This is a genomic window from Gordonia sp. NPDC003425, from assembly GCF_053588635.1.
On sequence record NZ_JBSFQI010000051.1, the window covers coordinates 1 to 1,386 of the forward strand.

The 1,386-nt window shown below is 63.7% G+C and carries 1 protein-coding gene; it reads left to right on the forward strand.

The window, feature by feature from the left end:
* The first annotated feature begins 72 nt into the window (after positions 1 to 72).
* Positions 73 to 1,353, forward strand: coding sequence for an IS256 family transposase (locus ACWDTD_RS20540; RefSeq protein WP_007240524.1), 1,281 nt, complete (start codon positions 73 to 75; stop codon positions 1,351 to 1,353).
* Positions 1,354 to 1,386 lie beyond the last annotated feature (33 nt).

Here is a 1,386-nt window from a genome sequence, read left to right on the forward strand (position 1 = left end):
CCTTCCCGCAGAATGATCCCGGTAGTCACTTGATCAAGTCAGCGTTGCAGCGCTGGCGGAAAGGCACGCCTCATGCTCACGGTAGTCAACGCCCCTGATGGTTCCAACCAGTCCAACGACGATCACCGGTCGATCCTCGATGAGATCGTGCGCGACGGGGCCCGGCAGATGCTCGCCGCAGCCCTGCAGGCCGAGGTCGCTGCCTATGTCGATCAGTTCACCGATCAGGTCGATGAGCACGGTCGCCGGCTGGTGGTGCGTAACGGCTACCACAACGAGCGGGAGGTGATGACCGCTGCTGGTGCGGTGCCGGTGCGGGCACCGCGGGTCAACGACAAGCGGGTCGACCCTGAAACTGGTGAACGTCAACGGTTCTCGTCGAAGATCATCCCGGCGTGGGCACGCAAGAGTCCGGAGGTCAGCGCGGTGTTGCCGCTGCTGTACCTGCACGGGTTGTCGTCGGGGGATTTCGGGCCGGCACTCGAGCAGTTTCTCGGCTCGGGTGCAGGGTTGTCGGCGGCCACGATCACCCGGTTGACCAGCCAGTGGCAGAAGGAAGCCGCGGCCTTCGAAGACCGCGACATCACCAGCGATTATGTCTACCTCTGGGTCGACGGAATCCACCTCAAAGTCCGGCTTGAGCAGGAGAAACTGTGCCTGTTGGTGATGATCGGTGTGCGGGCCGACGGCCGTAAAGAGCTCGTCGCCCTGGCCGATGGCTACCGCGAATCGACCGAATCGTGGGCCGATCTGTTGCGGTCGTGCCGGCGCCGCGGCATGGCGGCCCCGAACCTGGCCGTCGGGGACGGTGCCCTGGGGTTCTGGGCTGCGTTGCGCGAGGTGTTCCCGGATACCCGAGAGCAGCGGTGCTGGTTTCATAAACAAGGCAATGTGCTTGCCGCACTGCCGAAGTCGGCCCATCCGAATGCGATCAAAGCGATGCAGGAGATCTACAACGCCGAAGACATCGACCACGCCCGCACCGCGATCACGGCTTTCGCCAAGACCTACGGCGCCAAGTACCCCAAAGCGGTCGCCAAGATCGTCGACGACGCTGATGTGCTGCTGGAGTTCTACCGTTACCCGGCCGAGCACTGGATTCATCTGCGCACGACCAACCCGATCGAGTCGACCTTCGCCACGGTCCGGTTGCGCACCAAGGTGACCAAGGGCCCCGGCTCACGGGCCGCGGGACTGGCGATGGCCTACAAACTCATCGAAGCCGCACAGACGAAATGGCGGGCCGTCAACGCACCCCACCTCGTCGCTCACGTCCGGGCCGGCGCCACCTTCAAAAACGGCGAACTCGTCGAACCCGGCACCGCCTCACCCGACCAGCAGGAGGCTGCCTGAAACAACCTCATCCACAGATCTTGACAATATCTC